Here is a 25,152-nt window from a genome sequence, read left to right on the forward strand (position 1 = left end):
TAAAACTGCTTTTAGCCAAATCTCTTTAGATGATATTTATAACTGGTTCACTCATTGTTGTTACTGTAGTTCACTAGACTAAGAAACGCTAAGTAAGTCGGTGGGAAAAAATAAAACTAAGTTAAGACAGGTAAACACAGCTAATATCTTCTTTCTTCCTGCTTCCTGCCTTGTCATAACGGTAATTTTTAACATTGAGATACTTATATTATCCGTACTGAATGCTAAATACAAAAGATTTAAAATAGTCTGATTGTCCAGATAAAGTAGTCATTATTTTTCCTTTAACATCCCATAAATATTAACCAGAGATGTAGACGCGGTAGCGTCTTCCCGTACTCCTTCGGATCTCCGAAGGTTAGGGTACGTAGATAAACGCGGATGAATCTGTATTTTATATAAATAAAAATTGCTATAGTTCGACTATCTGTACTAAACAAAACAGTAAAAACTTTACCTACCGTTATCGCTTTTTTTTTTAGAATGTCTCCCGATGGTAGTTTTGATGATGTTTTGGTGTCTAAATCTCTACCTACTTTGAGTTTTTCGCATTCCTGTTCTAGTTCTCTGAGGTAATTCATATCACACTGGTCAATCCCCTCTGATCTGAATCCTTACATAAAAAGTATTCATCAACCTTTTACACATCAGAGATTTTAATTTACTTTTTCTTCATACAAGTAGCAAAAATTCTAGTTAGATTATGTACGGAGAAAAACAGAGCAAAGACAAATTCTCCCCAACCAAGTGCATCCTCTTCATCTCCAGAAACTCAAATTGAAGAATTTAGAAGTCAGCATCCAGAATTCAGAATTAATGAAAAGGTATATATATCCTCTACTCATTAAAAGCTCCTAAATCCAGCATGTAGTCAGATGTTTCAGCATTGATTCATCCACGGCTTCGTACAACACTCATCCTGAATTCTGAATGCCAATGGTGCTTCTTTGGAAAACCCACTATTGCACTGGCTCCTCCTGACTCCTGAATTCTATTTACAAAATAATTCCCTACAAATCTCCGAGGTAATTGCATGAAAGCGGTGATTTTGGCTGGTGGACTTGGTACACGCCTCAGTGAAGAAACCAGTATCAGACCAAAGCCAATGGTTGAAATTGGTGGTAAACCAATTCTTTGGCATATCATGAAAACTTATTCAGCCCACGGCATTAATGATTTTATTATTTGTTGTGGTTACAAAGGTTACGTGATTAAGGAGTATTTTGCTAACTACTTCTTGCACATGTCAGATGTAACTTTTGATATGCGTTTTAACCAAATGAATGTACATTCTGGTTATGCAGAACCTTGGCGAGTCACCTTAGTCAATACTGGTGACAGTACCATGACTGGTGGACGCTTAAAAAGAGTTGCTGAACATGTCGGAAATGACACTTTCTGCTTTACTTATGGTGATGGTGTAAGTGATATAAATATCACTGAGCTAATTAAATTTCACAAACAACAAAAAACATTAGCGACACTCACAGCAGTACAACCAGCTGGACGTTTTGGCGCTATTTCTTTAGAACAAGAGCAAACAAAAATCACCAGCTTCCGTGAGAAACGCGACGGTGAAGGTGCTTGGGTAAATGGTGGTTATTTTATCCTAGAACCAGATGTTATCGATTTAATTGCGGATGACAGCACTGTTTGGGAGAAAGAACCATTAGAAAAGTTAGCTGATATGGAACAATTATCTGCTTTTAAACACAATGGTTTTTGGCAACCAATGGATACATTACGCGATAAAAATCATCTCGAAGAGCTATGGCAAAGTGGTAAAGCTCCTTGGCAAGTATGGTAAGAAGTATGAAGTATGAAGTGTAAAGTATGAAATTTCATCCTCAAGCTTCTACTTTCAGCTTTTTGACAAATGACAAATGACAAATGACAAATAAAATGTACGATTTTGCGATTGTCGGCGGTGGCATAGTAGGTTTATCAACAGCGATGGCCTTGGGTAAACGCTATCCACAGGCACGCATTCTAGTATTAGAAAAAGAAAGCAACTGGGCATTTCACCAAACCGGCAATAATAGTGGGGTAATTCACTCTGGCATTTACTATAAACCAGGGAGTTTTAAAGCTAAATTTTGCCGTGATGGTAGTCGCTCAATGGTGGAATTTTGCCAAGAACATGGAATTGACCATGAAATCTGCGGTAAAGTTATTGTTGCCACCGACGAACAAGAACTACCACGCTTAGAAAATCTCTATCAACGTGGCTTAGAAAATAATTTAAAAGTCCAGAAAATCAGCCCAGAAGAAGTAAAAGAAATTGAACCTCATGTTAGTTGTGTGGCGGGCATTCGGGTATTTTCAACTGGTATTGTTAATTACAAGCAAGTTTGTTTAAAATACGCGGAATTAATTCAAAAGCAAGGTGGAGATTTACGCCTCAATACCAAAGTATTGAAAATCTCTACTAGCGGGAAAAATCAGGTACTAGAAACTAATCACGGCAACTTTGAAACTAAATTTGTGATCAATTGTGCCGGATTGCATAGCGATCGCATTGCTAAGTTAGGTGGAGTCGAACCCAAAGCGAAAATCGTACCTTTCCGGGGCGAATATTACGAACTTACCCCAGAAAAACGGTATCTGGTGAAAACCCTGATTTATCCAGTGCCTAACCCTGATTTTCCCTTCTTGGGTGTTCACTTTACCAAAATGATTGATGGTACAGTTCATGCTGGCCCCAACGCCGTTCTCAGCCTCAAGCGCGAAGGTTACAAAAAAACCGACTTTGACTTGAAGGATTTTGCAGAAGTCATGACTTACCCTGGTTTCTGGAAACTTGCAGCCAAACACGCTGACGAAGGTATCCAAGAAATCATTCGTTCCTTTAGCAAAGCAGCATTTGTCAGAAGTTTGCAAAAACTGATTCCCGAAGTCCAAGCCGAAGATTTAGTTCCCACCCATGCGGGAGTCCGCGCCCAAGCTTTAATGGATGACGGCAAACTAGTAGACGACTTTTTGATCATTCCTGGTCAAAATTCTATTCATGTCTGCAATGCACCTTCACCCGCAGCCACATCTTCTTTAGAAATTGGTAAAGCGATCGCTTCTCAAGTTCCCCAACAATCCCATCTTGAAACTGTAATTGTTGCATAAGTATTGGGAGTGGGGAGTAGGGAGTGGCGTAAACATATCACAGCCCTGAATCTCTTGTAGGGTGGGCATACTTCGACAAGCTCAGTACAAGTCTTGCCTGCCCAAAGAAACCGAACATCTATCCCACAACAACATTCCACACTACTTAAAACTTTTAAAGGAATTTCCACAAATGAAAATATTAGTAACCGGAACAGAAGGCTACCTAGGTTCTTTATTGCCTCCTCTGTTAATTGAACGTGGCCATGAAGTCATCGGTGTTGATACAGGCTTTTATAAAGTTGGTTGGCTATACAACGGTACAGAAATTACCGCTAAAACCCTCAACAAAGATATCCGCCACATCACTCCAGAAGATTTAGAAGGTGTAGAAGCAGTTGTTCACATGGCGGAACTTTCCAACGATCCCACCGGACAACTAGCACCTAATATCACATACGAAATCAATCATTTAGGTTCTGTACGCCTCGCTAATTTAGCTAAAACAATGGGTGTACGACGCTTCGTCTATATGTCTTCGTGTAGTGTTTATGGCGTAGCTACCGAAGGCGATGTAACAGAAGAATCTCCAATCAATCCCCAAACTGCTTATGCAGAATGTAAAACCCTCGTTGAACGCGATGTTAGACCTTTGGCAGATGATGATTTTTCCCCAACATTCATGCGAAACGCCACAGCTTTTGGTGCTTCCCCCAGAATGCGGTTTGACATCGTATTAAACAACCTTGCAGGTTTAGCTTGGACAAGTAAAGAAATTAAAATGACCAGCGATGGTACACCTTGGCGGCCATTAGTCCACGCATTAGATATTTGTAAAGCCATTATCTGCGCCTTAGAAGCACCACGCGACCTTGTACATAATCAAATCTTTAACGTTGGTGATACCAGTAATAACTATCGAGTCAAAGAAATTGCCGAAATTATTGCTGATGCTTTTCCTGGCTGTAAATTAAGCTTTGGTCAAAATGGCGCTGATAACCGCAGTTATCGTGTATCCTTCGAGAAAATTAACAGCATTCTCCCCGGTTTTAAATGTGATTGGAATGCTCAATTAGGCGCACAACAATTATTTAATTTATTCAGTCAAATTGATATGACTGAAGACACCTTTTTATTTAGAGGTTTTACTCGCTTAAAGCAACTAGAGTATCTCATCCGCACCGAACAAATTGACAAAGATTTCTTCTGGGCGAAAAAATAGATTCAAGTCTTAACCAAGTGATATCCCCGACTTCTTAAAGAAGTCGGGGATATGAAAATTCAGTCAATATTAACAATACTAAACTTCATTCTGAAATATATCTTAGCGAAAAAATGAATAAATTACTCACCATTGCTATTCCTACTTATAATCGTGCCACACTTTTAGAGCAACAACTATCTTGGTTAGCCAAATCTCTTCCAGGATTTGAATCTGAGTGTGAAATTATTATTTCTGATAATTGTTCCACTGATAACACTCAAGAAATCATTAATAAATGGCAATCAATCTTTAGTAAAACTACATTTAAATATTATAGAAATCAAGAGAATATAGGTTTAATGCCTAACATCGCTGCCTGTATTCAAGCTGCTAGTGGTAAATATGTTTGGACAGTTGGCGATGATGACCCAATTCAAGATAATGCTCTGACTTTTTTGTTAAGAACTATCAAGCAAAATCCTGAGACAGCACTGATTTTTTTGAATTGCTATGGCAGGGATAAGTTAACTAATGAAATCACTGTACAACGGTGGTTTAACAGTGATAGTGATGCGCCAATGACTAATGGCAAAGCGGCATTACAACGTTACCTTAAAGAAAGCTTTGGCGGCGTAATTTTTATGACTGCAACAGTTTATCAAACAGTATTAGTAAAACGCGCTTTGCACCAGTGGCAATCTGCTTGTAAAAATTTAGCATCCCAAGCATATTGGACAGGCTTTTGTGCAGTTCATGGTAGCGTGATTGTCACTAAAAATAATTATTTAGAATGTACAATGCACGCGAGTTATTTAGAGCAAGATCCAAAATGGTCATTCATGATGAGGTATGTTTACATTCCAGAAGTTTATGCCAAACTTTTAGAAATTGGCTATTCTAAAACATTTTGTCTGCAAATGATTTTGCAAAATATCGTTACTAAAAGTGACTGGATAATTTTCTTAGGAGCTTTAAGAAGATGGCCGGGTTTAGCCATGAACATTATTATTTCATATCTGGTTTTAATAATTACATCTATACGTAAGTCACTTTTACCAAGAAAAGCACTAAAAGTTAGTTAATAAACTTGAAAATTATTAGACATTTATGAATAAATTACTCACCATTGCCATCCCTACATATAATCGTGCTGAATTACTAGATAAACAGTTATCATGGCTAGGAAAAGCAATTCAAGGGTTTGAATTGGAATGTGAAATTTTAGTTTCTGATAACTGTTCTACAGATCATACTCAGGCTGTGATTCAGAAATGGCAAGCAAAACTGAGTAATATCACCTTTAGGTCAAATAGAAATCCTGAAAATTTAGGCGTAATGCGGAATATTATGTATTGCCTAAGTTCTGCAACAACCAAATATGTTTGGACAATTGGAGATGATGATCCAATTCAAGATAGAGCTATTCCTTACGTGATTCACAAGCTCAAAAAACATGAAGATTTAGGATTATTATTTCTCAATTTTTCTGGAAGAAATAAAATTACTAATGAACCAGTTCATCCACCCACAATTGTGGGAAATCGCTGGTTTGATGCTGATGTAGAAGATGGCTGTGATGATGGCAAAGCTATATTTGAACATTGCTTTGCTAAAAGTGTGGGTGCAGTTATTTTTCTCACAGCTAGTATTTACCGCAGTGACTTAGTAAAACGTGCCTTACAAGTTTGGCCGGATGCTGCAAGTAATTGGATTTCCTTAGCATATTTGGCGGGTTATTGCGCTGGTCACGGCAAAATAATTGTCACGCAAGAAACTTATTTAGAATGTATTGTGGGTGTGAGTTACTGGCAAAAAGAGCCAAAATCAGCCTTATTAATGCAATACAAACACATTCCTGAAGTCATTTTGAAACTAGAAGAATGTGGTTATTCTAAGCAGTTTTGCAGACGAATGCTGTTACAAAATGGCAAAGAAGTTAATTTAAAAGTTTTTTTTAGGTGCTTTAAGAAGATGGCCAGTATCTGCCATTAAAGTAGCGGTTCCGTTTGTTGCTTTAGTGAGTCTTTCTATGTTTGATGTGATGGCGTTGAAAGAATTTAAACTTGCCGAAGCTAATGAAACAACTCCGCAAGAAGTACGATGTGTAAGTAACAGGCGATCGCAACCTAAATCTATTATTAAAACAAAATAAACTGCTTATGCTGAATATACTTCAAGACAAAATAGAAGCATTAAACTCCGAGTTAGTTTATAGAATCAACCTCTGGCAATATACTCAGAATTTACCAACTCTAAAACCAGGCGATCGCTTAATCGTTGATACCCTCAAACGCGAAGGTATTTACATTACAACACTCGCTGATTTGGGATTAGATACTACACCACAATTACTCGAAGCTGCTAATAGCTTATTACCAAATATTGGCACTGATAACTATGCAGATTCTGCTCAAAATCCTCCAGAAATTTACACAGTCACCCATTTACCTCACTTTTATAACTGGGGAAAGGAAACAAGGCTGTTAAATATTCTGGAAAATTACATTGGTCTTCCTGTTGCCTATCATGGTGTACAAATACGTAAAGACTTTGTAAATACTAGTCAATTCAGCACCATGCTATGGCACAGAGATTCAGAAGATCGCCGGATTATTAAAATCATCATTTACTTAAATGATGTAGAAGAAAAAAACGGCCCTTTTGAATATGTACCAGCATCACTTACTTCTATCTCTAATCTTAATTTCTATCGCCTGTATGCCAAAATCTATAACACAGGCATTGACGATGCAACCTTAGACAAAATTGTGCCTAAATCAGCTTGGAAGTCATGTCTAGGGCCAGCCGGTACCGTCATTCTTGTTGATACCCAGCGACTTCTACATCATGGAACTGTACGCACTCACGAGCGTTCCACACTATTTTTTGTCTACACTGCTAACCCACCTAAACGACCAGGGCTTTGTACTCAATACTGGGATGATACTTATCCTAAACCAGAAACACTCCAGAAAGTTAGTGCAAGTATTCAGAATACATAATTCAGAAGTCAGAATTGAATCAATTTTAACAACCAATACATAGAAACTCACAAAATTTCTATCTAGCAGAATTATGGATTTTTAATAATTCTGAATCTTGACTCCTAAATTCTGGCTTTTGAAGCTTATTTACGTAATCACAGTAAATTAATGAGGTATTTGTGCCATGCTGAATACACTAAAAGGCAAAATGGCAACACTCAACTCAGAGTTAGCTTATAGAATGAGAATCTGGCAGCATAGAACCAAACTGCCAACACTAGAATCAGGCGATCGCTTGATTGTCGAAACCCTAAAACGAGAAGGTGCTTATGTAACCACACTCGCCGATTTAGGCTTACCATCCACTCAAGAAATGCTACAAGCTGCTTATCAACAATTAAGCAGAATATCAGATGTCCCTAACTCTCATTTGAATGAGAGACTACCACAAATTTATACAGTCACAGATTTAGCAGAATTTTATCAATGGGGAAGTAATAACAGACTCTTAAAGATAATTGAAAATTATTTAGGTTTACCCGTTGCTTTTCACGGTGTACATTTACGCAAAGACTTTCCCAATGAACACCAATTCGGCACTTTATTGTGGCATAAAGATTCCGAAGACCGCAAAATGGTTAAGGTAATTATTTATCTCCATGATGTAGAGAAAAAGCACGGCCCGTTTGAGTATATTCCTTTATCTTTAACATCATATCCACACTTAAATTCCTATCGAATTGACCACAAGTTGCGTCAGTCTGGTTATTTAGGAATTAACGATGAACAAGTAGAAAAAATTATTCCCAAATCAGCTTGGAAATCTTGCACAGGTTCAGCCGGTACAGTTTTGCTTGCAGATCCCAGAACTGCTTTACATCACGGTACTATTCGCACCGAAGCAAGGTCAGCACTCTTTTTTGTTTATACAACTAACCCACCCAAACGGCCAGAACTTTGCACTCAATATTGGGATGACACTTTTCCCAAGCCAGAAATGCTGCAAGAAATTGCTTAATAGTACATAATATCACTCTAGTAATTCAAGAAATAAATTCCCCATTTCTGATTTACAATGTTCGACATCATAAGCCCATGCTAAAAGCACTTAAATATAAAATATTTTCCCTATTCTCTGACTTGGTTTTTAACCTCAAACGGTGGCGACATACCAAAAATTTACCAGCATTAGAACCACGCGATCGCATAATTGTCGAGACTCTCAAACGAGACGGTGTTTATGCGACAACTTTGGCAGATTTGGGTTTAGATTTTAGTACTGAACTACTCCAAGCTGCTAATTATCAATTGGCTCGGATACGAAATCCCAACAACGAACATTTAGCAGAAAAGTGGCCGCACATAACCACAGTGACGGCTTTACCAGAATTTTATCAATGGGCAACGCAAAAAAGACTGCTAAATATAATTGAAAATTATATTGGTGTACCTATCACTTTTCATGGTGTACATTTACGCCAAGACTTTCCTAGCGATCATCAATTCGGCACATTATTATGGCATAGTGATGCTGAAGACCGCCGCTTGATCAAAATCTTTGTTTGCCTACATGATGTAGAAGAAAAAACTGGGCCTTTTCAATACATTCCCCGTTCTTTAACACCTTTATTTAGTCTGAAATCTTGGTGGCTTTACTACCAGCTTTTAAAGTCAAGCTATATGGGGATTGATGATGAAATTGTCAAAAAAGTCATACCCCAATCAGCTTGGAAATCTTGTCCAGGTCCAGCAGGTACAGTCATTTTTGTAGATACCAAAAATACTTTACATCACGGCACTGTACGCAGCGAAACACGGTCAACTCTGTTCTTATGTTACACAGCTAACCCTCCCGAAAGACCAGACTTGTGTACGCAATTTTGGGATGATACTCATCCCAGAGCAGAAGTAACTGTATCTGAAGCAGAAAAAACTCTAGTTTCACAAATGAAGTAAGAATTCAGAACTCAGAAGTGATTTTCTGAGCTTGTCGAAGGGTCATAATTTAAAATCAATCTAGGATAATTGATAATTTGATTTATTAATTTTTCCTGATTTTTAAAGTATTTTGAGTACTTCTTTATAGCTCCTGATTTCTGACAAAATTACACATTAATATTGAGGTAATTCATGATTTTTACAGCTACAAATCTTCAAGATGCTTACATTATTGACCTAGAAGAAAGAAATGATCATCGTGGTTTTTTTGCCAGATATTTTTGCGCTCAAGAATTTGAAGCCCACGGATTAAAACCAGTAGTAGCTCAATGTAATTTATCTTATAACTATAAAAAAGGTACTCTGCGGGGAATGCACTATCAACTCCCACCCGCAGCCGAAACAAAATTAGTGCGCTGTACTAAAGGGGCAATTTATGACGTAATTATTGATATGCGTCCTAATTCACCAACATTTTTACAGCATATTGGTGTAGAATTAACCGCCGAAAATCGTCGGGCTTTATATGTTCCCGAAATGTTTGCTCACGGTTATCAAGCACTCACAGATGATGCAGAAGTTATCTATCAAGTTGGTGAATTTTATACACCAGGATATGAGCGGGGCTTGCGCTACAATGACCCATTTTTCAACATTGAATGGCCTGTAGAAGTTACAGAAATTTCTGAAAAAGATTTGAATTGGCCGCTGTTGAGTATGATGCGTGTCGGAGAAGCTGAAGCTGTTTCGGCAAATGTATAAGTAACCACAAATAATTTAGCGATATTCAAAGAGGAATTTCATGATTATTATTGATAATGCTTTAAAAGCTCGTGCGGCTGCTGGTAATCCCATCAAAGTGGGAATGATTGGCGCTGGCTTTATGGGGCGAGGAATTGCTAATCAAATTATTAATTCTGTTCCGGGAATGGAGTTAGTTGCTATCTTCAACCGCAGTATTGATGGAGCTAAAAGAGCTTATACAGAAGCAGGTATTGCAGATGTGCAAGTTGTGAACACTGTCAGCGATTTAGAAGATGCGATCGCCAGTGGCAAATATGCAATCACCGACGATGCTAAAATCATCTGTCAAGCCGAAAGCATTGAAGCAATTATCGAAGTGACTGGCGCAGTCGAATTTGGCGCTCATATCGTCATGGAAGCGATCGCCCATCGCAAGCATGTCATTATGATGAATGCCGAACTCGATGGTACTGTCGGCCCCATCCTGAAAGTTTACGCAGACAAAGCAGGGGTTATCCTCAGTGCTTGCGATGGCGACCAGCCAGGGGTAGAAATGAATCTGTACAGATTTGTGCAGAGCATTGGTTTAACACCATTACTGTGCGGTAACATCAAAGGCTTGCAAGACCCTTATCGCAACCCCACAACCCAAGAAGGCTTTGCTAAACGTTGGGGACAAAAAGCCCACATGGTAACCAGCTTTGCTGATGGGAGCAAAATTTCCTTTGAACAGGCGATCGTTGCTAATGCTACTGGAATGCAAGTCGCTAAACGGGGAATGTTGGGTTATGACTTTACTGGTCATGTTGATGAAATGACCAATATGTATGATATTGACCAACTCAAAGAACTAGGCGGTATCGTCGATTATGTAGTTGGCGCTAAACCCGGCCCTGGTGTATTTGTCTTCGCTACCCACGACGACCCCAAACAACGCCACTACCTCAACCTCTACAAATTAGGTGAAGGGCCTCTCTATAGCTTCTATACTCCTTATCACCTCTGTCATTTTGAAGTTCCCTTATCGGTGGCGCGTGCTGTCTTATTCCGCGATGCAGTCATGGCTCCAATTGGTAAACCAATGGTAGATGTAGTCACAACTGCCAAAATCGATTTGAAAGCTGGCGAAACTCTTGATGGCATTGGTTATTATATGACCTACGGTCAATGTGAAAATTCACCCATCGTTCAAGCACAAAAACTCTTACCAATGGGTCTAGCTGAAGGCTGTCGCTTAAAACGAGATATTCCACGCGATCGAGTGCTGACTTATGACGATGTAGAGTTACCCGAAGGTAGACTTTGTGACCAATTACGTGCAGAACAAAATGCTTATTTTGCTTCTGAAAAAGTTCTCGCAGCAGTTGGGTAAGATTTGGCTTTGATATAACCATCTAAAAGATATCCGAATTATTTGATAATTCGGGTATCTCAGCCTTGCGATATTCAATTTAATCATTCGTGAACAACAAGATCCCCGACTTCTTCAAGAAGTCGGGGATCTGAGTCTGGTAATTTTTACAATTATGTTTTTATTCTATTTCTAAAGAAATATTTTTGCTGAATAATGACTTTTGGGAAGAAGTAACTATTATAAATAATTTAAGCAACTAAAAAAATCAGAGAAATATTGCCAAAAAGTATTCTAGTAAACCAATAAAGTAGTTATGAAATCTTATAGTGCTAAACACTAAAGTTTTAGCAGTAATTGACTAAAATACTTGTCTCGTCAAATTTGGTAGCAGGTTGAATAAAATTTATGAAAATTGCTCTTGTCCATGATTATTTAACGCAACGTGGAGGGGCAGAGCGCGTATTTGAATTATTATGTAGGCGCTACCCCACAGCCGATGTTTTTACTTCTTTGTATAATCCCCAAAAAACTATTGATTTAGGTGAGCGGATAGTCAACACAACTTTTTTACAAAAAATTCCGGGTGCAGCTAAATATTTTAGAATGATGGCACCGTTTTACTTTCCTGCTTTTCGGGCTTTGGATTTACAAGACTACGATTTAATTATTAGCAGTAGCACTAGTTTTGCCAAGGCTGTACGCAAAAGACCCGATGCTCATCATGTTTGTTTTTGTCATAATGTCACCCGTTTTTTGTGGGATACAGAAACATATTTGCGAGAGTATGGAGATTATCGATATTTTGCACCATTAATTGAGCGAATTTTCCAATTGATGCGGAAAGTAGACCTGAAATATGCTCAGGAACCTGACTTGTATATTGCTAATTCCAGCGTTGTTGCCAAAAGAATTCAACAGATTTATGGCAAGCCAGCAATTGTAGTTAACTATCCAATTGATACCAGTAACTTTGTTTATTCTGATACCAAAGAAGATTATTATTTAGCATCTGCACGGATGATCAGTTATAAGCGTCTAGATATAATCGTCGAAGCTTTTAATTGGTTGGGGTGGCGATTATTAATCTCAGGTGACGGGCCAGAACAAGCACGCCTCAAAGCCAAGGCATTAAATAATATTGAATTTTTAGGTCATGTTAGCGATCGCCAACGTAAAGATTTGTTTGCGAAAGCCAAATCAGTGATTGTTGCAGCTTTAGAAGATTATGGCTTAGTTCCTGTAGAAGCTAATGCTAGTGGTACACCAGTAATTGCCTATGGCGCTGGTGGCGTTTTAGATACCCAAATTCACGGCGAAACTGGAGTCTTTTTTTAAACGACAATCACCAGACTCTCTACAAGCTGCATTACTAGAGTCCGGACGCATCACTTGGAATTATGAAAATATTCGTAATCATGCAGTGAACAATTTTTCAGAACCAGTATTTTTTAGGAAGGTTGAGCAACTTATTGATCAAACTTGTATAACTCATTAATTATTCATCTGGCTTGTTAGTTGTTCGTGTAGCGTCTCGCAGAGAAGGATAATAAAAGTGGTTCAAACTAGTCTTAATCCCAGTGTAAATACAATTACTGATACAGAGCCGGGTTATGGACAAATATTAGCAGTTTTTATTCGCAGGTTTCCTTGGTTTGTCGCAGTATTTGTGGCTTCAATTGCGATGGCAGCAATTATTACTGCTAAGACTAAACCTACTTACAAAAGCTCAATGCAACTGTTAGTAGAACCTAACTATCAAGGTAAACAAGAAGCAGGGGGAATCGAAAATCAGTTTACTGAACCAAATGTAGAGATAGATACAGCCACCCAACTAAATCTCATGCAAAGTTCAGGGCTGATTCAAAAGGCAGTTGATAAACTGCGTAAAGAATACCCAGATATTACTGTAGGTGATATTAAAGGCGCTTTAGCTTTAAATCAACTCAAAACTAAAGAAGATAATATCGCCACCAAAATTTTCCAAGTAGACTACACCGATAGAGACCCCATCAAAACCCAAAAAGTTCTAACGGCTGTTCGAGAAGTTTATGTTGAATACAACAAGCAACAACAAGATTCTCGCCTGCAAAAAGGTCTACAAGTTATCCGAGAACAGTTGAGTAAGGCTAGCGAAGAAGTTAACGCAGCTGAGTCTAACCTCCAAAGATTCCGCCGTAATCAAAATTTAATCGACCCAGTGGCTCAAGCCAAAGCATTGGAAGATGCGCTGAATAATGTTGAGCAAGAACGTCGTACAACTCGCGCTCAATATCAAGAGGCTATAGCACGACAGAAATCTTTAGAAGAACAACTCAACCGTTCTCCCCAAAATGCCCTCGTTGCTTCGCGGTTGAGCCAATCTACACGCTACCAAGGCTTACTCAACGAAATCCAAAAAACAGAATTAGCTTTAGCTCAAGAACGTTTGCGCTTCACTGATGAAACTCCCAATGTGCAGAAGCTACAAGAACAATTAAGTAGCCAAAAAGCATTATTAGAACAAGAAGTAGGCAGAACTTTAGGCGGAAGGTCATCTGGTGTAGTTGGTTCTAGAGACTCGCTGTTAGAACAAGGACAGTTTGGCCAAATTGATTTGAACTTGGCGAGTGAGTTAGTAGAAACTCAGACAACAATAGTTGCATTGAGCGCCCGTGACCAAACTTTGGCACAAAAAGAAACTCAATTACGTTTTGAAATCAAACGCTTTCCGCCTTTGTTGGCTTATTACAATCGCATCCAACCACAGTTGCAATTTAGCCGCGAAAGATTCGAGCAGTTGTTAAGAGCCGAACAACAATTGCGCCAAGAATTAGCCAAAGGTGGATTTAATTGGGAAGTTGTAGAAGAACCTCATGTTGGTGTGCAGTTAGGCCCCAACTTGCAACAAAACCTCTTGTTAGGTGCTGTGGTGGGGTTAATGTTGGGCGGAATTGCAGCTTTCTTACGAGAAGCATCGGATGATGCGGTACACACAACGGCTGAGTTAGAAAAGCAAGTTGCTTTACCTTTGTTGGGAACAACACCAAAATTACCCCCCGCCAGAGCCAGAGATTCAATTATCAAGTTGCCCTTTGGGAAGCCAGAAACCCCTGCACCTTGGACAATTCAGGTGCTACAGTCGCCACCACGTTGGGAATCTCTGGACTTAATTTACAAAAACATTGAACTGCTCAATACTGTATCTAGTTTGAAGTCTTTGATGATTACTTCCGCTTTACCTGATGAAGCTAAATCAGGTATGGCTTTGGGTTTAGCGATGAGTGCGGCTCGCTTACACAAACGAGTCTTGCTGATTGATGCTAACTTACGCAGTCCCAGTCTGCACGAACAGCTAAATCTGCCTAATGAACAAGGACTTTCCACTTTACTTGGTAGTGAGATTAGTTTACCGAATCAGATTGGTATTCAATCTTTAGGTTCAGCCTATATTGATATTTTGACGGCTGGGCCAAAACCAACTGATCCGGCGCATTTGTTGAGTTCTCCGCGAATGATGCAACTGATGAGAACCTTTGAAGAGAATTATGATTTGGTATTGATAGATGCGCCGCCTGTATTGGGTTTAGTAGATGCAATGTTAACAGCGTCGTCCTGTCGGAGTGTGGTGTTAGTGGCTAGTATGGGTGTGGTGACTCGTAACCAGCTTGCTCAAGCTACAGGAATGTTGAGCAGGTTAAATCTGATTGGGGTGGTGGCTAATGGCGTTTCTAGCTCAGATAGCAGTTTTGTCCAGTATCCCAAGGAATACCGTTTGGCTTTGAAACAAGCGGTAGAAAAATAGTACAACTGAGAAATCTATTGATATGTGCGATCGCTCTTTTGGAGGATGCGATCGCACATATTTTTTATGTCCTGGAAAAAATAGATCCCTAACTTTTTCAAGAAGTCGGGGATCTGAGTTTTTTATTTTTAATGTTTTAATTAAACATTTTTATTGTCAAAATTAAATCCTATTTATTTAGTTAAAAATCAGTATATTTATCTTAACTTTATAATTATGATGATTAAGTCTCATGATTTTAAAGACTAAATAAAGAATTTACTTCCACATATAGTCAATTCTACAGACTCTTATATCCTAGAGATTAAAGCCCCTTCCAAGCAGCTGAAAGACAATAGTGGACTAGTTTCTCTCAACTGAGAAAATCAACAACTAAGGTAGACAAAGTTCAACACATTTTTCACCCATAGCGTAAAAGAATATTGGATGGTTTGCCTCTACATCTATCCAACATTTCTTTTACTCAAAAAATATCAAGTTTACCTGCAAGCTTTCCCTAAATATTGATTGCTATCTACCTAATTATTATCTTTTTAGTTTTTCCATCTTCAGAGCGGCAAAATTTTGCAATATGAAGCTTTGAAGCAATATTTTTGTCATCAGTCATCTACTAATTTTTAGAGTAAGACAAGATTCAGATCAAAGTCTTTGGCATGAATCGCCTTCGAGATCAGCAACTTACTATCGTACTAATCCAAAGACACATGACTAGCTCATTAGTTCGTACTCCACAGACTGTTTATAATGTACCTCTACAATCTACAAGCGAATCTACCCCATACTGCACACTACAATGGCGGCGGGGTCAATTATTAGTAAAATCTCCCGGTAAATTCCAACAGCCATATTTACCTGCTTTAGAAAACCAGCAATTATTAATCGATTGCTTAAAACATTCTCCTGTAAATTTGGTGAGCGTAGATCCTAAAATTGGTGAGACTTGGGTAAAGTTTTGGGCGGATGCTTGTAAAGAAGCTCATAAGCCAATGTTTCTTTACGGATATTCAGAAAATTTACTGTTTAAACAAAATAGTAACCCTTGGGGATGGTTCCTGCGACTATTTGATTTGATAGCAGCTTTATTTCTGCTGCTATTACTAAGTCCAGCCATCCTGGGACTATTAATGTTGTTGCAAATTACCTCACCTGACTCTCTATTTTCTAGCGAATGGTATGTAGGAGAACGGGGTAGACTTTTTCAAGCTATTAAGTTCTCAACTACAAGCAAACCTAAGCTTACACCCTTAATTCGTTGGATGCGTAAATCTGGTCTTGAAAATTTACCACAGTTATTCAATGTACTGAGGGGTGATATGGGTTTTATTGGGTCTCGTTATTGGACTTTAACAACAGCAATCAGATTAAGTTCAGAAGCACAAATTTCCCTGAATCAGTTACCTGTAATGACAAAATCTTGGCCAGCCCAGGCAGAAGTAAACTTAATCATTAACAATTCATAATTAGTAATTATTATCTGCCGTCTTCTCCATCTAGCTAGAAACCTCTACAAATAGTGCGGTAATTGATAACATCATTTGCCGCACTTGGGCTAGAGCTAAATATCATAGAGCATCTGTAGCCACCTGTAGGAATTAGAAAACACTTATTCGCAAACTCATGCTTGTTAAACTAACCAAACAATTAAACAATTTATTTAAAGCTACTACATTCTGGCAAAAAAATTATTTAATATTGCGAGAATTTAAACATTTCCGTAAGGTTGCTATATTTGCTTTAGTATTTTCTTTTTTAGCTGCAACATTTGAAGGTTTTAGTATTGGCTTTTTGCTTTCTTTTTTGCAAAATTTAACTGACCCCAATGCTAAACCGATTCAAACTGGTGTTGAGTGGTTTGATATTTGGATTTTAGCTGCTAATAGTTCGGCAATTAATCGGTTATATCGCATATCTTTGCTGATTTTACTCAGCACTTGGTTCCGGGCTGGTTTCAATTATTTAGCGCAAGTCTATACAGAAAGCACTCAACTATATTTAGCTGATCGCCTGCGGAAGCAGATTTTTGAACAGTTACAAAGTTTGCCATTGAGCTACTTCGCCAAAACTCGCTCAGGGGAATTGATTAATACAATTACTACAGAAATTGAACGCATTAAGCAATGGTTTAGTGGTGCGGCATTTTTAATGACGAGAACTATCACTGCCACTGTCTACTTTATCTCGATGTTTTTGTTGTCTTGGCAGTTATCTATTGCATCTTTGTTGCTCTTTACTTTGGCAGGTGTTGGTTTATCAACTCTCAATGCTCGTGCTAGAGAAAGTAGTTTTAGTACTTCGATTGCTAACGGTCATTTTACCTCCACCGCCATAGAATTTATTAACGGGATTCGCACAGTTCAGGCTTTTGGTACACAAAATTTTGAACGTCAGCGTTTTTATCATGCTAGTGATAATGTACTCAAGAGTTCTAAAAAAGTTATCTTAATTTGGGCGCTGGTGAGACCTTTAGCCGAAAGCATTGCTAGTACAATTCTTATCGGGATGATTATTTTTGCTTTTACAATGTTTGTGGTCAATGGCACACTGCAAGTTGCATCTTTATTAACATTTTTCTTTGTGTTATTTCGAGTAGTACCAATTGTTCAAGATATTAATGGCACGAGAGCGCATTTGAGTACTTTAGCAGGTGCAGCAGATAATATTAAAGATTTAGTGAGGACTGATGATAAAACCTATTTACAGAATGGCAAATTTCAATTTACTGGATTAAAACATTCAATTGATGTTGTGTCTGTAGATTTTGGTTATGACCCCAATTATTTAGTACTAAATAACGTTACCCTCAGTATTGAAAAAGGTAAAACCACAGCTTTAGTAGGAGCCACTGGTGCAGGTAAAAGTACATTAATTGATTTAATTCCGAGATTTTACGACCCTACAGAAGGTCATGTGATGATTGATGGAATTGATATTCAAAAATTTGATATCAATTCATTGCGGCAAAAAATTGCCGTCGTCAGCCAAGATACATTTATTTTCAATACTTCTGTTTGGCAGAATATTGCTTATGGAACAACAGGCGCTACAGCCGCAGATATTCGAGAAGCAGCGCGGTTAGCTAATGCTATTGAATTTATCGAAGAAATGCCAGAAGGCTTTGACACCAAACTAGGAGATAGAGGCGTAAGATTATCTGGTGGACAACGCCAGCGAATTGCGATCGCGCGGGCTTTGTTACGCGACCCAGAAATTTTGATATTAGATGAAGCTACCAGCGCACTTGATTCTGTAACCGAACGCTTGATTCAAGAATCATTAGAAAAGCTATCGGTAGGCCGAACAGTAATTGCGATCGCTCATCGTCTTTCTACTATCGCCAACGCCGATAAAGTTGTTGTTTTAGAACAAGGACGCATCGTTGAACAAGGCAAATATCAAGAACTCCTAGAGCTAAAAGGTAAGCTTTGGGAATATCACAAAACTCAGTACGAAATGGGACAAGCGGGATAAAAAAGTGTGAAGTATGAAGTTTAAAATTTTGTACTTCACTATCCTAGCTCTAATTTTTTGACGATAAATTTATCTACGGTTAATTATTATTCTGATATTTTTGAGGTTAAATAAATGGTTAATATTGGCTATCATGCTGCTAGAACGCAAGGTAAATTTATCCGTAATCTCTACACCAAGTTTATTAATATCATTGGCACTTTACCAATTAAACAAACTCGCCAGATTGATATCACAGTTTATTCGTTTTCTTGCGAACGTGATTTGCCAGAGCAAGTAGCGAGTATTCGTTCATTTATTCGTAATATTGGTATACCAGAAAGATTTATTGTCATTTCTGATGGTAGTTATAGCGACTCTAGCTGTAAATTACTTTGTCGGATTCATCCTTGTGTAGATGTTATACCTGTGACCAAACTACTACGGAATGATTTACCTCAATGTGTTGCTAATTATGCCCAAATTCATCCATTAGGTAAAAAATTAGCGGCATTGATGTCAATCCCGGTAAACGGTACAACTATTTATACAGATTCTGATATTTTATTCTTTCCTGGTGGTATTGATTTAGATAACTTCACCAATTTGCAGGAGAAAGCTTGCTATTATCTTCCCGATTGTTCTGCTTCCTTAGATGAACGACTGATTTATGATGAAAATGAAAAAATGCAGCCAGTTAATGCTGGATTTCTTTTATTTAACCATGAATTAGATTGGAGTTTGGCAATTGAACGGTTAGAAAAATTGACAGGTAAACCTATGTATTTTACAGAACAAACAATTGCTCATTTAACAATACATCACAATCAGGGTAAACCTTTTTGTTCGCAAAAATATATTTTGAATGTAGAAGACCAATTCATTTATCCAGATAAATTTGCTAGTCCAGAAATTGCGATGAGGCATTATGTTAATGATGTTAGACATAAGTTTTGGCTAAATGTCGGTTTGTGAAAGGGAGAGGAAAAAGGCAACAGGTAAAATTCAGATTTTATCCTGACTTATTCCCAAAAAAGCTATTACATAAATCTAGATATTTTTCGTTTCTATTCCCTATTTCCAATTTCCAGTAAAATGAGCAAAAATGTAATCAATACAGAGATGATTTACCACTGCACTAACACCAATGTTACCGGAGGAGGGGGAATTGAAACTTATGTGGCTTCTTTAGTAACTTCACAAATCTCAGAGTTTAACAATGTTCCGATAAAAGAAGCTGTCAGAGAATATGTATTAAAATGTATTAACACGGAAAATCAAAAACAATTTAAGTTACTACACCTTCATGACCCAGAATTTTTAGCGGATTTACGCGAAGAATGTCCAGCTATTTTTACATTGCACAATCATTGTAGTTACTGTCCGAGTGGGACGAAATATTTAGCAGACAGAGGCAAAATTTGCGATCGCGTCATCAATCCGCTTGGTTGTGTTTGGGGTCATGTAGTTGATGGTTGTGGTAGTCGGAGACCACACAAAATTTTGGGTAATTGGTTGAATGCTTACAATCCCTTAAATAACCTGAAAAAATTAAAAATCCCTGTAATAGCTAATAGTGAATATGTACGACAGCAAATCATTAGTGCTGGAATATCACCAGAACGAGTGATCACGTTACGCTGTGGTGTGCAGTTACCCCTGATTGAGACAGAACCTCTGAGTCGGACAATTTATCAAAATCAGCGCATTCTTTTTGTTGGTCGGATAGTTCCCGATAAAGGTTTAGAGTGGTTACTTAAAGCCTTAACCAAAACAGAAAAACATATCCATTTAGATATTGCTGGTGATGGTTGGGATAAAGCAAACATGAAAAAATTAGCTGATGATTTGGGATTAAGCGATCGCATTACTTGGCATGGTTGGTGTAATTCTGAACAATTAGAAACTTTATATCAACAGTGCTTAACGGTGATTTTTCCTAGTCTTTGGCCAGAACCTGCAGGTTTAGTCACCTTAGAAGCTTATGCGCGTTATCGACCAGTAATTGCCAGTGCTGTTGGGGGAATTCCTGAACATATAAAAGATGGCAAAACCGGGCTTTTAGTTTCGCCTAACAATGTTGCACAATTAGCCTCGGCAATTAATGAATTGGCGACAAATTATGCCAAAGCGAGAACAATTGGTGAAAAAGGTCAAGCTTGGTATCAAGAAGAATTTACGATTGATGTTCATGTTCAGCGTTTAAATCAAATTTATGCCCAAACTATCGCTGAATTTCATACTCGAATAAAAGTCTGAAGTATGAAATTAAGTAATCATCAATGTAATTTTTAGAGATTAATCAGGAATGCTTAATCTAAAGATAAATGTATTAAAAAATATAACGGTTTAATTATATGTTGAACAATATTGAATTACCAGAACCATTAGTTAGTGTTGTTATCCCAACTTACAATCGCCCAGAATATTTAAAGCAGGCGATCGCTAGTGCTGTCAACCAGAGATTTAAAAATATTGAAATTATTGTTTGTGACAATTGTAGTGATGTCAATCCTCAACCAATAGTTGAAGCTTTTCAAGATGAGCGAATTCGGTTTTGCCGCAATTCACACAATATTGGTATGGTTGCCAATATTATTAACGGTATTATCATCGCTAGAGGTAAATATGTTGCCAGCCTTCATGATGATGATATGTGGGAACCTGATTTTTTAGCCAAGCTTGTTCCACCTCTGGAAGCTAATTCTGATTTGGCTTTAGCTTTTTGTGATCATTACGTGATTAAAGCTGATGGACAGATAGATGATAAACTGACCCAGGAGTGTTCCGAGACATGGAAACGAGCTAATTTAGCAGCAGGAATTCATCAACCTTTTTATAAAATCGCCATCGAAAATATGTCTGTAGCTACTGCCAATGCTGCTGTTATTCGGAAAGATGTTGTAGATTGGAAAGCATTTCCTTTAGAGGTGGGTGGCTTTTACGATTTGTATATCAATTATCTCTGTTCTCGCTCTGGTTTAGGGGCTTACTATACTCCAGAAAAACTCACTCGTTACCGTGAACATGAGCTAACAGATACATTAACAGATAATGCTCAAATTAATATCCGTAAGGCGAAAAATCACATTTTCTGTTATGAACAATTTATGCAAGATACCCGATTACAAGAGTTACATCCACATTTTCAGCAGAGATTAATCGAAGCTAATCAATATTTAGGTATGAGTTTATTAAAAGCTGGACAACCAGAATTAGCACGCCCTCATTTTTTGTATGTCTGGCAAAATAAAAAGCTGAGTGTGAGAGCGATCGCCGCATTACTATTAAGTTTTATCTACAGCTTATTGAGCAATACATTCATCGGTGTGAAGGGATATGTTACAGCAGAACGTAAAGCAACCTCTGGTTAGTGTTGTTATCCCAACTTACAATCGACCAGATTATTTAAAGCAGGCGATCGCCAGCGCAGTTAAACAAACTTATCAAAATATCGAAATCATTGTTTCTGATAATTGTAGTGACGAAAGCCCCCAAGCAATTATCGAATCTTTTGATGATTCACGCATTAGATTTTGGCAACATCCTGAAAATGTGGGGATGTTGTCTAATCAAATGAATGCTTTTAAAATGGCAAGGGGTAAATATCTTGCCAGTCTCCATGATGATGATATGTGGCACGCAGATTTTTTAGCCAAACTTGTGCCAACACTAGAAGCTAATTCTAATTTAATTTTGGCTTTTTCCGACCAATATATTATTGATGGTGACGGTAACATTAATACAATTGGTACAGAAGCAAATACACGCGGTTTCAATCGAGATATTTTAGCACCAGGTATTCATACATCTTTCATTAAAATTGGTTTAATTGATAAAAGTATTGCCACTGCCGCTGCTTGTGTAATTCGTAATGGTGTCATTGATTGGGATAGCATTCCTCAAGAAGTCGGTGGTATGTGGGATTTATATCTAACTTATCTTTGCTGCATTTCTGGCTATGGTGCTTACTATTATCCCGAAAGATTAACTTATTATCGCGCCCATGAATTAACTGACACAATGTTAAGTGGTAGTAAAAATGCTAACGCCAAAATCCGCAAAGCCCAAAGCGAAATATTTTGCTACAAAACATTCATGGAAGATAGCCACCTGCAAGAATTTCATGAGTATTTTCAAGCGAAATGGTTAGAAGCACATACCACTTTAGGTATTGGTTTACTGCGGAATCATCAAACAAAAGCAGCCCGTCCTTACTTATTACAATCATTTAAAAGACAAAAATTGAACATTAGAACTTTAACAGCACTAATAGTCAGTTTTACTCCGCAACCATTAGCTAATCAATTTTTCAAAGTCAGTAGAACTGCATAAATATTTATCGTTAGGCAAAGGCAGGAGGACGACACTTTGCTCAAGTCGGGAAACCCGCCCACGCAAGTGTCTCCAGAAGGCAGGAGTGAAGAAAGCTTTGTTCTCATTAATTTTTCTTCACTTAACCAGATTTTTTATACTATTCATACTTATTAAAACTAATGAAACTTTGCATTGTTACGCACAAAGTCAAAAAAGGTGATGGTCAAGGAAGAGTCAACTATGAAGTTGCTCAAGAAGCCATCCGCCGTGGTCATCAATTAACATTATTAGCCAGTGAAGTTGCACCAGAAATAGAGCAGAACAGTAAAGTTAACTGGATTAAAATTTCGGTTGATAGTTATCCGAGCGAGTTCATTCGTAATTTTATATTTTCGTATAAAAGTGCAGCTTGGTTACAAAAAAATCGTTCACAAATCGATTTATTAAAAATCAATGGCGCAATTACAAATATGACAGCTGATGTGAATGCTGTACATTTTGTGCATAGTTCTTGGTTGCGATCGCCTGTGCATATTTCCCGCATTCGCCGCGATGCTTACGGTTTTTACCAGTGGTTGTACACTGCCTTAAATGCCCGTTGGGAAAAACAAGCTTTTCAACGGGCTAAAGTTGTTGTCGCTGTCTCCGAGAAAGTAGCCCAAGAGTTAATTAATCTTGGCGTACCACATGCACGCATCCGAGTCATCGTCAACGGTGTAGATTTGCAAGAGTTTACCCCCGGTGTCGTCTCTCGCCAAAAATTAAACTTACCAGAGAATGTAAATTTAGGATTATTTGCCGGAGACATCCGTACACCACGGAAGAATTTAGATAGCGTCTTACAGGCCTTAGTGAAAGTACCTGATTTACACTTAGCTGTAGTCGGGAGTACTGATGCTAGTCCCTTTCCGCAGTTAGCCGCCGATTTAGGCATTAGTGAACGGGTACATTTTCTCGGTTATCGCCGTGATATTGCCGAAATCATGCGGGCGGTAGATTTATTTGTCTTCCCCTCCCGTTATGAAGCTTGCACATTGGTCTTGCTAGAAGCCCTCGCCTCTGGTTTGCCTGTGATTACTGCCACAGCTACCGGTGGGGCAGAGTTAGTTACACCTGAATGTGGAATTGTTTTACCAGATTCAGATGATGTGGAGGCCTTAGCTGCTGCCTTGTCATCTTTAGTCAGCGATCGCACCTTGATGCAACAAATGGGTCAAGCCGCCCGCGCCGTCGCCCAACAACACAGTTGGTCAACAATGGCCCAAACCTATATGGATCTATTTGAGGAGTTACAAAAGCATGAAGAACACAGTTCTCATCCCGACTTATCGCCGTCCTCTGGATCTATCGCGTTGCCTTTCGGCACTGCAAGCGCAAACTAAACCCGTTGATCAAGTCATCGTCGTTGTGCGGGATACAGATACCCAAACTTGGCAATTTCTCCAAGCCTTTCCCGCCAATTATTTGCCTTTACAAATAGTCACCGTCGCCATTCCCGGAGTAGTCGCCGCCCTCAACGCTGGACTTGCAGCCGTTGAGGGAGATGTTTTATCTATTACTGATGATGACGCTGCACCTCGTCCTGATTGGTTAGCGAAAATTAACGCCCACTTTCTCGCTGATGCCAAAATAGGTGGCGTTGGTGGGCGTGATTGGATACATCACGGTGACAAAATTGAGGATGAATCTCGCGCTGTGGTAGGTGAATTACAATGGTTTGGGCGTGTAATTGGCAACCATCATCTCGGAGTTGGCACAGCCCGTCCAGTCGATGTCCTCAAAGGTGTGAACATGAGTTTCCGCACCCAAGCGATCGCCAACTTACATTTTGACGAAAGAATGCGAGGCTCAGGCGCACAGGTACACTTTGAAATGGCATTCGCCCTCGCCTTAAAACGTGCCGGTTGGCAGATGATTTATGACCCACAAGTTGCAGTAGACCACTATCCCGCCCAGCGATTTGACGAAGACCAACGCAATAACTTTAATGCGATCGCCCAAATTAACTTAGTTCATAACGAAACTTTAGTTTTACTCGAACATTTATCACCCTTACGCCGCCTCATCTTCTTGCTGTGGGCAATTTTTATTGGTACCAGAGATTGTTTTGGCTGTCTCCAATGGCTAAGATTCTTCCCCAGCCAAGGCCGACTCGCCACCCGCAAACTTTTAGCCTCTTGGCGTGGTCGCTGGCAAGGATGGCAGACATGGCAAACCGAAATCAGGGGGCAAGGGTGCATGGGTGTAGGGAAAGTCAAAGAACTAATGACTATTGACCAATGACCAA

At 38.6% G+C, this 25,152-nt stretch carries 19 protein-coding genes and 2 pseudogenes; 20 read left to right on the top strand and 1 reads right to left on the bottom strand.

The annotated features are described in order from the left end of the window. Positions 1 to 284: 284 nt before the first annotated feature. Positions 285 to 581 (bottom strand): hypothetical protein, encoded by a 297-nt coding sequence (locus ACX27_RS00900; protein ID WP_062287185.1) that lies wholly within the window; start codon positions 579 to 581, stop codon positions 285 to 287. Between the two features lie 452 nt (positions 582 to 1,033). On the opposite strand from ACX27_RS00900, the gene rfbF reads away from it, so the two are divergent. The 20 genes and pseudogenes from rfbF (at position 1,034) to ACX27_RS01000 (ending at position 25,148) form a co-directional block, all read left to right on the top strand. Then, positions 1,034 to 1,807, top strand: coding sequence for a glucose-1-phosphate cytidylyltransferase (gene rfbF, locus ACX27_RS00905; protein ID WP_062287188.1), 774 nt, complete (start codon positions 1,034 to 1,036; stop codon positions 1,805 to 1,807). Positions 1,808 to 1,902: 95 nt separating this feature from the next. Beyond that, entirely contained in the window at positions 1,903 to 3,117 is a 1,215-nt protein-coding gene (gene lhgO / locus ACX27_RS00910; RefSeq protein ID WP_062298061.1) for an L-2-hydroxyglutarate oxidase, read from the top strand. 172 nt (positions 3,118 to 3,289) lie between these two features. Next, complete coding sequence (locus ACX27_RS00915; RefSeq protein ID WP_062287191.1) at positions 3,290 to 4,318, top strand: SDR family oxidoreductase; 1,029 nt, start codon at positions 3,290 to 3,292, stop codon at positions 4,316 to 4,318. A gap of 113 nt (positions 4,319 to 4,431) precedes the next feature. Continuing rightward, positions 4,432 to 5,382: a glycosyltransferase family 2 protein gene (locus ACX27_RS00920; protein ID WP_062287194.1), complete on the top strand. Its 951-nt coding sequence runs from the start codon at positions 4,432 to 4,434 to the stop codon at positions 5,380 to 5,382. Between the two features lie 25 nt (positions 5,383 to 5,407). Next, a pseudogene (locus ACX27_RS00925) lies at positions 5,408 to 6,452 on the top strand (glycosyltransferase family 2 protein). A gap of 7 nt (positions 6,453 to 6,459) precedes the next feature. After that, the gene (locus ACX27_RS00930) at positions 6,460 to 7,302 is read left to right on the top strand and encodes a phytanoyl-CoA dioxygenase family protein (protein WP_062287197.1); all 843 of its coding nucleotides are present in this window, start codon (positions 6,460 to 6,462) and stop codon (positions 7,300 to 7,302) included. Between the two features lie 166 nt (positions 7,303 to 7,468). Further along, a complete protein-coding gene (locus tag ACX27_RS00935) occupies positions 7,469 to 8,302 on the top strand; it encodes a phytanoyl-CoA dioxygenase family protein (protein WP_062287198.1) in 834 nt (277 codons plus the stop codon). A 77-nt stretch (positions 8,303 to 8,379) separates the two neighbouring features. Further along, positions 8,380 to 9,240, top strand: coding sequence for a phytanoyl-CoA dioxygenase family protein (locus ACX27_RS00940; RefSeq protein WP_062287201.1), 861 nt, complete (start codon positions 8,380 to 8,382; stop codon positions 9,238 to 9,240). 174 nt (positions 9,241 to 9,414) lie between these two features. Further along, on the top strand, positions 9,415 to 9,984 hold the full coding sequence (gene rfbC / locus ACX27_RS00945) for a dTDP-4-dehydrorhamnose 3,5-epimerase (protein ID WP_062287204.1): 570 nt from the start codon (positions 9,415 to 9,417) through the stop codon (positions 9,982 to 9,984). A gap of 40 nt (positions 9,985 to 10,024) precedes the next feature. Further along, on the top strand, positions 10,025 to 11,338 hold the full coding sequence (locus ACX27_RS00950; protein WP_062287206.1) for an NAD(P)H-dependent oxidoreductase: 1,314 nt from the start codon (positions 10,025 to 10,027) through the stop codon (positions 11,336 to 11,338). Positions 11,339 to 11,725: 387 nt separating this feature from the next. Continuing rightward, positions 11,726 to 12,815: pseudogene (locus ACX27_RS00955) on the top strand (glycosyltransferase). Between the two features lie 57 nt (positions 12,816 to 12,872). Then, positions 12,873 to 15,101: a GumC family protein gene (locus ACX27_RS00960; protein ID WP_062287209.1), complete on the top strand. Its 2,229-nt coding sequence runs from the start codon at positions 12,873 to 12,875 to the stop codon at positions 15,099 to 15,101. Positions 15,102 to 15,805: 704 nt separating this feature from the next. Continuing rightward, positions 15,806 to 16,561 carry a heterocyst development glycosyltransferase HepC gene (hepC, locus tag ACX27_RS00965; protein WP_062287212.1) on the top strand — a complete coding sequence of 252 codons (756 nt, stop codon included), beginning with the start codon at positions 15,806 to 15,808 and terminating at the stop codon, positions 16,559 to 16,561. A gap of 157 nt (positions 16,562 to 16,718) precedes the next feature. Continuing rightward, positions 16,719 to 18,569 (top strand): heterocyst formation ABC transporter subunit HepA, encoded by a 1,851-nt coding sequence (gene hepA / locus ACX27_RS00970; protein WP_062287215.1) that lies wholly within the window; start codon positions 16,719 to 16,721, stop codon positions 18,567 to 18,569. 114 nt (positions 18,570 to 18,683) lie between these two features. Continuing rightward, positions 18,684 to 19,523: a hypothetical protein gene (locus ACX27_RS00975; RefSeq protein ID WP_062287218.1), complete on the top strand. Its 840-nt coding sequence runs from the start codon at positions 18,684 to 18,686 to the stop codon at positions 19,521 to 19,523. Positions 19,524 to 19,643: 120 nt separating this feature from the next. Beyond that, entirely contained in the window at positions 19,644 to 20,807 is a 1,164-nt protein-coding gene (locus ACX27_RS00980) for a glycosyltransferase family 4 protein (protein WP_062287221.1), read from the top strand. 98 nt (positions 20,808 to 20,905) lie between these two features. Then, positions 20,906 to 21,922: a glycosyltransferase family 2 protein gene (locus ACX27_RS00985; RefSeq protein ID WP_062287224.1), complete on the top strand. Its 1,017-nt coding sequence runs from the start codon at positions 20,906 to 20,908 to the stop codon at positions 21,920 to 21,922. Continuing rightward, on the top strand, positions 21,888 to 22,883 hold the full coding sequence (locus tag ACX27_RS00990; protein WP_062287227.1) for a glycosyltransferase family 2 protein: 996 nt from the start codon (positions 21,888 to 21,890) through the stop codon (positions 22,881 to 22,883). Before ACX27_RS00985 ends, ACX27_RS00990 begins: the two co-directional genes overlap by 35 nt. A gap of 161 nt (positions 22,884 to 23,044) precedes the next feature. Continuing rightward, positions 23,045 to 24,247: a glycosyltransferase family 4 protein gene (locus ACX27_RS00995; protein ID WP_062287230.1), complete on the top strand. Its 1,203-nt coding sequence runs from the start codon at positions 23,045 to 23,047 to the stop codon at positions 24,245 to 24,247. Further along, complete coding sequence (locus tag ACX27_RS01000) at positions 24,165 to 25,148, top strand: glycosyltransferase family 2 protein (protein WP_062287233.1); 984 nt, start codon at positions 24,165 to 24,167, stop codon at positions 25,146 to 25,148. The genes ACX27_RS00995 and ACX27_RS01000 overlap by 83 nt, the downstream gene beginning before the upstream one ends. Positions 25,149 to 25,152: the final 4 nt, after the last annotated feature.

The organism is Nostoc piscinale CENA21 (genome assembly GCF_001298445.1).
In the GTDB taxonomy this organism is placed as follows: Bacteria; Cyanobacteriota; Cyanobacteriia; order Cyanobacteriales; family Nostocaceae; genus Nostoc_B; species Nostoc_B piscinale_A.